The 7,852-nt window shown below is 66.3% G+C and carries 6 protein-coding genes and 1 pseudogene; 2 read left to right on the forward strand and 5 right to left on the reverse strand.

The features are described from left to right. Positions 1-792 (forward strand): annotated as a pseudogene (locus WAN71_RS23955) (magnesium chelatase); the annotation flags it as partial. Next, positions 785-2,773, forward strand: coding sequence for a vWA domain-containing protein (locus tag WAN71_RS23960; protein ID WP_422227717.1), 1,989 nt, complete (start codon positions 785-787; stop codon positions 2,771-2,773). The pseudogene WAN71_RS23955 and the gene WAN71_RS23960, both read left to right, overlap by 8 nt. 1 nt (position 2,774) lies before the next feature. Here WAN71_RS23960 and WAN71_RS23965 read toward each other — a convergent pair whose 3' ends face one another. The 5 genes from WAN71_RS23965 to WAN71_RS23985 form a co-directional block, all read right to left on the reverse strand. After that, positions 2,775-3,455, reverse strand: coding sequence for an LppA family lipoprotein (locus WAN71_RS23965; protein ID WP_422227722.1), 681 nt, complete (start codon positions 3,453-3,455; stop codon positions 2,775-2,777). Between the two features lie 29 nt (positions 3,456-3,484). Next, complete coding sequence (locus tag WAN71_RS23970) at positions 3,485-4,087, reverse strand: DUF1707 SHOCT-like domain-containing protein (RefSeq protein ID WP_422227718.1); 603 nt, start codon at positions 4,085-4,087, stop codon at positions 3,485-3,487. Positions 4,088-4,133: 46 nt separating this feature from the next. Next, positions 4,134-4,934 (reverse strand): enoyl-CoA hydratase family protein, encoded by an 801-nt coding sequence (locus tag WAN71_RS23975; protein WP_422227719.1) that lies wholly within the window; start codon positions 4,932-4,934, stop codon positions 4,134-4,136. After that, positions 4,934-6,109 (reverse strand): acyl-CoA dehydrogenase family protein, encoded by a 1,176-nt coding sequence (locus tag WAN71_RS23980; protein ID WP_422227720.1) that lies wholly within the window; start codon positions 6,107-6,109, stop codon positions 4,934-4,936. Before WAN71_RS23980 ends, WAN71_RS23975 begins: the two co-directional genes overlap by 1 nt. A gap of 6 nt (positions 6,110-6,115) precedes the next feature. Then, on the reverse strand, positions 6,116-7,852 hold a 1,737-nt coding region (locus tag WAN71_RS23985; RefSeq protein WP_422227721.1), incomplete at its 5' end, for a biotin/lipoyl-containing protein.

The following is a 7,852-nucleotide window of genomic DNA, read 5'->3' on the forward strand; positions in this document are numbered from 1 at the left end:
ATGCTCAACGTGATGGAGGAGCGCGACATTCAGGTCCGCGGCTACACCCTGCGCCTGCCGCTGGACGTGTTGGTGGTCGCCAGCGCCAACCCCGAGGACTACACCAACCGGGGCCGCATCATCACCCCGCTCAAAGACCGGTTCGGCGCCGAGATTCGGACGCACTACCCGCTGGAGCTCGACGCCGAGGTGGGAGTGATTCTGCAAGAGGCGCATCTGAGCGCCCAGGTGCCTGAGCATCTGACACAGGTGATCGCGCGGTTCGCCCGCTCCCTTCGGGAATCCAACTCGGTCGATCAGCGATCCGGGGTTTCGGCGCGGTTTGCGATTGCGGCCGCCGAGACGGTCGCCGCCGCTGCGCGGCATCGCGGCGCGCTGCTGGGTGAGACCGATCCAGTTGCGCGGGTCGTCGACCTGGGAACCGTGATCGACGTGCTACGCGGCAAGTTGGAGTTCGAGTCCGGGGAGGAAGGACGCGAGCAGGCCGTGCTCGAACACCTGTTGCGCCGCGCCACTGCCGACACCGCGTCTCGAGCGCTCGGTGGCCTCGATGTCGGTCCGCTGGTGACCGCGGTCGAGGGCGGTTCCGCGGTGACGACAGGTGAGCGTGTTTCGGCGAAGGATGTGCTGGCGGCGCTGCCCGATCTTCCTGTCATCGAGGCGATCGCCAAGCGGCTGGGCGCGGAATCCGAGGGTGAGCGCGCCGCCGCGCTGGAATTGGCGTTGGAGGCGCTGTATCTGGCTAAGCGTGTTGACAAGGTGTCCGGGGAGGGCGAAACCGTCTATGGCTAAAGCGCATTCGTCGCGGTACTCGGCGTATACCGGCGGGCCCGACCCGCTGGCCCCGCCGGTGGACCTGCGCGAGGCGCTAGAGCAGATCGGGCAGGACGTCATGGCGGGCACCTCGCCGCGCCGCGCGCTGTCCGAGCTGCTGCGTCGGGGCAGCAAGAATATGCCCGGGGCCGACCGGCTGGCTGCCGAGGCCAATCGCCGACGACGAGAGCTATTGCGCCGCAATAACTTAGACGGGACCCTGCAAGAGATCAAAAAGCTGCTCGACGAGGCCGTGCTGGCCGAACGCAAGGAACTGGCCCGCGCGCTGGACGACGACGCACGGTTCGGCGAGCTGCAATTGGATGCGCTCTCGCCGTCGCCGGCCAAGGCCGTGCAGGAGCTTTCCGACTACAACTGGCGCAGCAGCGAGGGGCGGGAAAAATACGAGCAGATCAAGGATCTGCTCGGTCGGGAGATGCTCGATCAGCGCTTCGCCGGCATGAAGCAGGCGCTCGAAGGCGCCACCGATGAGGACCGTCAGCGCGTCGGCGAGATGCTCGACGACCTGAACGACTTGTTGGACAAACACGCCCGTGGCGAGGACACGCAGCAGGACTTCGAAAACTTCATGGACAAGCACGGTGAGTTCTTCCCGGAGAATCCGCGCAATGTCGATGAGCTGCTTGATTCGCTGGCCAAGCGCGCCGCCGCCGCGCAACGATTCCGCAACAGCTTGAGTCCGGACCAGCGTGCGGAGTTGGATGCTTTGGCGCAGCAGGCATTCGGGTCGCCAGCACTGATGCAGGCGTTGAATCAACTTGATGCCCACCTGCAGGCAGCCCGGCCCGGCGAGGACTGGGAGGGGTCTGCGCAGTTCTCCGGCGACAACCCGCTGGGCATGGGCGAGGGCGCCCAAGCGCTGGCTGATATTGGCGAGCTGGAGCAACTGGCCGAGCAGCTGTCGCAGAGTTATCCCGGTGCGACCATGGACGACGTCGACCTGGACGCGCTCGCGCGCCAACTCGGTGATCAGGCCGCCATCGACGCGCAAACACTCGCCGAGCTCGAGCGTGCGCTGGTCAATCAAGGCTTCCTGGACCGCAGCTCGGATGGTCAGTGGCGGTTGTCGCCGAAGGCGATGCGAAGGCTCGGCGAAACGGCGTTGCGCGATGTGGCACAACAACTTTCCGGCCGTCGCGGTGAACGCGACCACCGGCGTGCGGGGGCAGCCGGCGAACTGACCGGCGCCACCCGGCCCTGGCAGTTCGGCGACACCGAGCCGTGGAACGTCACCCGGACGCTGACCAACGCGGTGCTCCGGCAGGCCGGAACCTCGACTCTGGACGGCCCGAACCCGGCCATCAAAATCACCGTCGACGATGTCGAGGTCTCCGAGACCGAAACTCGGACCCAGGCTGCGGTGGCGCTGCTGGTCGATACCTCGTTCTCGATGGTGATGGAGAACCGGTGGCTGCCGATGAAGCGAACCGCGTTGGCACTCGATCACTTGGTACGCACCCGATTTCGTTCGGATGCGTTGCAGATCATCGCGTTTGGTCGCTATGCGCGAACCATCAGCACCGCGGAGCTGATGGGCCTGGAAGGAGTGTACGAGCAGGGCACTAACCTGCATCACGCGCTGGCGTTAGCCGGCCGGCATCTGCGGCGGCACCCCAACGCGCAGCCCGTCTTGTTGGTGGTCACCGACGGCGAGCCGACTGCGCACCTCGAAGACTTCGACGGCGACGGGGCGGGTTCTGCTGTGTTCTTTGACTACCCGCCGCACCCGCGGACGATCGCCCACACCGTGCGTGGCTTCGACGACATGGCGCGGCTGGGCGCGCAGGTGACCATCTTCCGGTTGGGCAGCGACCCCGGGCTGGCCCGGTTTATCGATCAGGTTGCACGCCGGGTCGGGGGTCGGGTGGTGGTTCCCGATCTCGACGGGCTGGGCGCGGCCGTGGTGGGCGACTATCTGCGAGCGCGGCGTCGGAAGTAGTTCAGCCGTATGCTTCGCCGGTTCGGCCGCCTGGTGATCCGTACAGATAGGGATAGTGCACGTCCGGGTCGTTCGACGGACGCATTTGCGGTGGCGGCGGCGCGGCGCGCCAAGCCGCCGGGAGGTGGCAGCCGGTGTCGTAGGAGTAATCCATCGGGCCGCGATTAATTCCGCCGACAAGGTTGATTCGGACTCCGTCGTCGCGCAGTTGGGAGTCGTTCTGAAAACCTGGCGGCAGGGGTACGCCCTGTGCGGCAGCATATTCCAGCTCTGACTTGAAGCCCGCCGCCTTGAACACCGGCGCCAACTCGGCCACGATTTGCTGCCACTGCTCGGGCGTGGGTGCGGGCTTGCCGAAGTATTGGTCACTTCCTTCTTGGCGGCCGATGGAGCGATTGAACGGATCGTTGCATCCATTCGTCGAATTGCTGACTTTGGTTGTCGAGAACTCGGTCTGCGGTGAGTACTTCGCGATTGCCGCGTCGATTGTGCTGTTGAGATTGGCAAGTTGTTGCTCGACGGTTTCCAAATCCGGACGCCCGTTGACGATCTTTTGCAGCCGGTCTAACTCCTTGCGCCCCGGATTCGCATACGGATCGAATGTATTTGGTTTGATGCATCCGGTGAGCAGCATGCTGACGCCGAGCAGCAATGCGGTCATGGAGGATGAAGCTTGCCTCATGCGTGTGCGCCGGCGACTTCCTCGCTGGGCTATCGCTGGGTCTTGCGGTTTTTCCGCTTGATACCGACACCGCCCCACAGCGAGAAACCGCGGATCCGCACGGTCGGCGCGCCGGGCGTGCCTTTGCCCGCAACACCATGGTCGAACCCGCCCATCACGCCGTGGCCGTTGATTTCGACGTTGACTTCGGGCGGCAGCAGGATCGTTTGTCCACCCATAATCGAATACGCGTGGATCTCGACCTCGGTGGAGGTGAAGTCGGCGTAGCGGAGGTCTATCACGCCGCCGCCCCACAACGCGAACGTCGTCAACTTCTTCGGCACGTTCCACCGGCCGCGCCGCTCGAAGGCGCTCATGATGGCCAGCAGCAGCATCGACGGCGCGGGTTGGCAGGTACCACCGCGTTGGGCGCTCACCGACGACCCCAGCAGGTCGGACCGCAGGCGATCTAACTCGTCATAAGTCTTCGCCGCATAAGCCCTGGTGAGTCGGTCCTCGTAGTCGCTCATCGGCAGGCTGCCCTGAGCGGCAGCATTCGTGAGCAACTGGGCGACCTGAATGCGGTCGGTCTCTCCGGCACGCGTCATCGCGTTCCGCTGGTCTTGCGCACCTCGCCGTGCTGAATTGCTCATCACCTACGAGCGTACGACGATCAGAATTTGCTGCAAGGCAACTTGGCTAAACTGTTGGGTCGCCGTCCTTCGGGGCGGCCCACCGGGGCGGGCGTTTCTGCAGGAAAGCGACCATGCCCTCGCGGGCTTCGTCCGAGACGAACAGGCGCGCCGAGTCGGCGCTGAGCTGCTCGGCGTCGCGGTCAAAGCCGTCCAGGATGGCGGCGGTTGTGAGTGCTTTCGATGCGGCCAACCCCTGTGGTGAGGCGCGTCCGATGTCGGCGACGAGCGATGCCACCGCGGCGTCGACGTCGTCGGCGGCGATCGTGATCAGCCCGATCGCGGCGGCGGTGGCGGCGTCGAACGTCTCGCCGGTCAGGTAGTAGCGGGCGGCGGCGCGGGCGGACATTTTGGGCAGCAGTGTCAACGAGATGATCGCGGGCGCGACTCCGATCCGCGCCTCGGTCAACGCGAAGGTGCTGCGTGGACCGGCGACTGCGATATCGCATGCGCCGACCAGCCCCATGCCGCCGGCACGGACATGCCCGTCGACGGCGACGATCACCGGCAGCGACGACTCGACGATCGCACGCAGCAGCGCGGCCATCTCCCTGGCCCGCTCGGCGGCCGCCTCGAACGGATCCGCGCCCGTGGCCGCCGCGCCTTCGGACAGGTCAGCTCCCGCACAGAAGGTATTCCCGGTGTGACCCAGCACCACGGCCCGCACCGGGGGATCGGCAGCAGCGTCGCGCAAGCCCTGATGCAGCTGGCCGACCAGGGTGGCGGAAAGCGCGTTGCGGTTGTGCGGGGAGTCCAGCGTCAGGCGTGCGACGTGTCCCTCGACTGTGTATTCGACCAGCCGGTCCATCAGTAGGACCGGGGCAGGCCCAGCGACGTTTGCGCCACGAAGTTGAGCACCATCTCCCGGCTGACCGGTGCGATGCGACCAAGCCGGGCCGACGCCAGCATGGCGGCAACGCCGTATTCCTTCGTCAGACCGTTGCCGCCCATGGACTGCACGGCCTGGTCCACCGAGCGCGTCGCTGCTTCGGCCGCAGCGTATTTGGCCATGTTGGCGGCCTCGGCCGCGCCGGCGTCGTCGCCGTTGTCATAGAGCGTGGCGGCCTTCTGCATCATCAGCTTGGCGAGTTGGACCTCGATGTGGCACTGCGCCAACGGGTGTGACAGGCCTTGGTGGGCGCCGATCGGGACGGACCACACCTGGCGGGTCTTGACGTAGTCCGCGGCCCGTTCGAGCGCGAACCGTCCCATGCCGACCGAGCTGGCCGCGCCCATGATGCGCTCGGGGTTCAGGCCGGCGAAAAGCTGTGCGATCGCCGCGTCTTCGGCTCCGACGAGCGCATCGGCGGGCAGCCGGACGTCGTCGAGGAAGACCTGGAACTGCCGCTCTGGGCTGATCAACTCCATTTCGATTGGGGTGTAGGTAAAGCCGGGCGCATCGGTGGGCACCACGAACAGCGCCGGGCGCAGGGATGCGGGATTGGCTGCTGTGTCTTTATAGGTGCGGGCGACGACCAGCACTGCCTGCGCCTGGTCGATGCCGGAGATGAAGACCTTCTGACCCTTGAGGATCCAATCGCCGCCGTCGCGACGGGCGGTGGTGGTGATCTTGTGCGAGTTCGATCCGGCGTCGGGCTCGGTGATCGCGAACGCCATGGTCAGCGAGCCGTCGGCGATGCCGGGAATCCAGTGCTTCTTTTGCTCCTCGGTGCCGAACTTGCTGATGATCGTGCCGTTGATGGCGGGCGACACCACCATCAGCAACAGCGCGCTGCCCGCGGCCGCCATCTCCTCCATCACCAGGGACAGCTCGTACATGCCGGCACCGCCGCCGCCGTACTGTTCGGGCAGGTTCACTCCGAGGAAGCCGAGTTTGCCTGCTTCGGCCCATAATTCGTCGGTGTGTTCGTGCGCGCGAGCCTTCTTCAGGTAGTACTCGCTGCCGTAGCTGGACGCCCATGCGGCCACGGACTTGCGCAGCGCCTGGCGCTCTTCGCTCTCGATGAAACTGGTGTCAGTCACGATGTTCTAGTCTCCTTCTGCATTTTCGGGCGATTCGACCCTGGCCAGGACGGCGCCCACTTCGACTTGCTGGCCGGTGTTCACGTTGAGCTCTGCGAGCACACCGTCGCTCGGGGCGGTGATGGTGTGCTCCATCTTCATTGCTTCCAGCCAGATCAGTGGCTGACCGGCAGTGACGGCATCGCCGACGTCGGCGCCCAGCCTGATGACGTTGCCGGGCATCGGTGCCACCAGCGAGCCCTCTTCGACGGCCGAGCCCGGCTCGGGGAAGCGCGGCAGCGCAACCAAGTGTACGGGGCCGCGCGCCGAGTCGACGTAGACGTCTTGGCCGTGGCGGGCGACCGCGAAACTGCAGGCGACTCCGTCGCTGTCGGCCAACACGACTTCGTCCTGCGTCGCCGAAACCAGCTGCGCCACTTCGTGATCAGCCAGAATCAATCCCGTTCTGGTGAAGCGGTATTCGACTCTGTGCTCGTTGTCGGCGTCATCGCGGTAGATCTTGACCTGATATCCCGACGCAAGGTTGCGCCATCCGCTGGGGATCGAGCCCAGGACGGTGGCGGTGGCGCGATTGTCCGCGGCGTCGGCAAGCGCCGCCGCGATGGCCGACAGGCGGATGGTCGCTTCGTCGGTCAGCGGCGCCGACAACTCCGTCAGGCCGTGTCTGTCGAAAAAGGCTGTGTCGGTGGCGCCGTCGAGGAATGCCGGATGACGCAGCACGTTGACCAGCAGCTCGCGGTTGGTGCGCAAGCCGTGTAGGTGGGCCCGGGCCAGCGCGTCGGCGAGCACCAGCGCGGACTGTCGCCGCGTCGGAGCGTATGAGATGACTTTGGCCAGCATCGGGTCGTAATGGATCGACACCGCGAATCCGTCCACGATACCCGAGTCCAGCCGAATGCCGGTCCGCCGGCCCAGCGACGAGAATTCGCAGCGAACGCCCGGCACTTGGAACGTGTCGACCACGCCGGCCTGCGGCTGCCAGCCTCGGGCGGGATCTTCGGCGTAGAGGCGGGCTTCGATCGAATGGCCGACAGCGGCGGGGGGTTCGGGGTCAAGCCGGCCGCCGTCGGCCACCGCGAGCTGCAGCTCGACCAGATCGAGCCCGGTGGTCTCTTCGGTGACGGGGTGCTCGACCTGCAGCCGGGTGTTCATCTCGAGGAAGAAGAACGCCCCGTGATCATCGGCGAGGAACTCCACCGTTCCGGCGCCGGCGTAGCCGATCGCCGCGGCGGCCAGCCGGGCCGCCTCGAACAGTTTTGCGCGCATCCCGGCCGTGCGCTCGACCAGGGGAGACGGTGCCTCCTCGATGATCTTTTGGTGGCGGCGCTGAATCGAGCACTCCCGTTCGCCGACGGCCCACACGATGCCGTGCGTATCGGCGAGTACCTGGACCTCGACATGGTGGCCGGTGGGCAGGTAGCGCTCGCAAAAGACAGTCGGGTCGCCGAAAGCGGACTGCGCCTCACGCTGGGCGGCCGCGACTTCACCGGGCAGAGCGGATAATTCGCGCACCACCCGCATCCCGCGACCGCCACCGCCCGCGGAGGCCTTGACCAGCACCGGCAGCTGGCCTTCGGTGACCGTGTCGGGGTCGAGTTCGTCGAGCACCGGCACACCGGCGGCCGCCATCATCTTCTTGGACTCGATCTTGGAGCCCATTGCCCGCACCGCATCCACCGGCGGCCCAACCCAAATCAGGCCCGCGGCTTGCACGGCGGCGGCGAACTCGGCGTTCTCCGAGAG

This window comes from Mycobacterium sp., assembly GCF_049280035.1.
GTDB lineage: Bacteria > Actinomycetota > Actinomycetes > Mycobacteriales > Mycobacteriaceae > Mycobacterium.